The organism is Cryobacterium sp. MLB-32 (assembly GCF_000738085.1).
Lineage (GTDB): Bacteria > Actinomycetota > Actinomycetes > Actinomycetales > Microbacteriaceae > Cryobacterium.
The window spans coordinates 1-1,697 of the sequence record NZ_JPRS01000534.1 but is presented as its reverse complement, the minus strand read 5'-3'; the positions used below and the strand labels follow the sequence as shown (position 1 = coordinate 1,697).

The following is a 1,697-nucleotide window of genomic DNA, read 5'->3' as shown; positions in this document are numbered from 1 at the left end:
GACGCGACGCTCCGCACCGGGCGCGGGACAGACCGGGTTAAAAACGGTGACGTGTGGACGGTCGACAAAGTCCAAGCGGACGGTGCGTTGAGTGTCACACACACCGGACACGGCGGCCGCATCACCCTCCCAGCTGAGTACGTGGCGACGTCTGTCGAGCTGGGTTACGCATCCACCATCCACCGGGCGCAGGGCATGACCGCCGATACCGCCCACGTCCTCGCCGACGCATCCATGTCCCGGGAGCTGGCGTATGTCGGTCTGACCCGGGGCAGGGAAGAGAACCGCCTGTATGTGGAGACGGAGGAGGCCCAGCCGATGAGTGAGGTGCTGGAGTCTATTGCCGGGCACAGCGACGGGGTGCTGTCCGCGCATGAGAGCATCCGCGCCGAGCAAGCCCGCGTTGATGATCTGACGACCCTCATCGACCAGTACGGTGACGTTGCCGAACGGGCGAACGAGATCCGGTTCGGCCAGCTCGTATACGAGGTTCTCGACGATGCCGACGCACGCGATCTCACCAGCTGTGACAGCTGGGGAGCGGTCACTGCGGCCCTTGGCCGTGCCGAGACTCACGGTCTGGACCCGGCAACGGTGCTGCGGGCGTCGTGGAACGAACGCGACCTCGACGACGCCGAGGATATCGGCGCGGTCATGTCCTACCGGTTGGAACGCCGCATCGAAACGGCACCCAATCACCAGGGTGCGCCGGCCACCCCGGTCGTGCCGGCCTGGATCGCCGACCGCAGTGCCCTGGACGCTCCGGGAACTGACCCGGCGTGGCGGGAGCACCTCACCGAACGGTATGAGTACCTGGCGGTGCGCCTCAACGAACGTGGGACCAGTGTCGCGGCGGAGCAGCCCGCCTGGTCAACGCAGTTGGGCGACGTCCCGGCTGACAGTGCTCGCAGTGACGCGTGGGTGCGGCTCGCCGCCGAAGTTGACGTGTTCCGCGACCGGTACAAGATCGACCCGACCGAGGCGCAGGCCATCCCGGCAGCGTACCGGGATCGCTCCGTGGGTGCGGAGCTGGCGGCCAGGGTGACGGTGCTGCACAAGTCTCAGGCCCTCAGTGACCGCCCGATCGCGACTGGGGACGACCGGCAGCGGGCAGCGGCAGAGGCGGCTGCGGCTGCGCAGACAGCGCGGGACGTGGCGACCGCGCTCACCGTCGAGCGTGCTGTACCCCAGGTGCCCACGACCCGAACCGCACTGGATGTGATGCGTGAGGCGAACCGTGCCAAAGCTCAGCAACAGCAGGAAGCCCAGCGTAAGGCGGGCCTGAACGTCAGGGGCACGCCGAAGGCCCGAGGTGATCAACCGGCCCCGCAGTCGGAGGATCCCCGTACACGTGAGGATGACCGGGAGCGTTAGTCGATCGTGCGCTTCGCCGGTCTCGGTGGGCTCTTCGCGCTGTCGGGCCCCTTGAGGCGCCGCTTCCAGTCTGGGTTCAAATCCGATCAGCCTCGAAGAGCCCCCTTCAAGGCGGAATTCCTTGTCATGTAACGTGCCCGCAGATGACGGCCGTTGTCAAGAAATCCCATTGTTCTCAAGCTTCACGTCGCTGGAGGCACCCGTCTGCTTCGTCGGGCGGGGCCGCACAGATGCCACGTTGGTACTGCCGTACTGACCGACATCATGCCTGGTCGTGCGAGGTGAGGTCAGCCACGATGAAATCACGATCGGAGGTCCGGCTA

The 1,697-nt window shown here is 66.5% G+C and carries 1 protein-coding gene; it reads left to right on the top strand.

All coding sequences use genetic code 11. The annotated features are described in order from the left end of the window. The coding region (locus JF66_RS19805) for an ATP-binding domain-containing protein (protein ID WP_231556528.1) at positions 1-1,374 on the top strand (1,374 nt) is incomplete at its 5' end. Between the last annotated feature and the right edge of the window lie 323 nt (positions 1,375-1,697).